General features: G+C 44.5%; 1 pseudogene. It reads left to right on the top strand.

Annotated features, from left to right (window positions below):
- A pseudogene (locus HMPREF2983_RS12700) lies at positions 1 to 247 on the top strand (hypothetical protein); the annotation flags it as partial.

Below are 247 nucleotides of genomic sequence, written 5' to 3' on the forward strand. Positions count from 1 at the left end.
ATCAAGTCAAAGGCGGAAAGCACAAGACGGAAGTTCTCAGACTACTGCCGTGAAATACTCCTTAATGGAGAAGTGGTTGCCATTCCTAAGATGACGGACAATGAGAGAGAAGCCATTGCCATTCTCCAGCATACGGGCAGGTTCTATGGGCAGATTTCCAACCTTATTAAAGTCAAGGATGAGAGATGGGTACATATCACACAGAACCTTTCCCTATGTGCCAAAGAAGCATTTAAGCGATTTTACG

Origin of the sequence: Prevotella sp. HMSC077E09, from assembly GCF_001814685.1 — a bacterium.
Classification (GTDB): Bacteria; Bacteroidota; Bacteroidia; order Bacteroidales; family Bacteroidaceae; genus Prevotella; species Prevotella oris.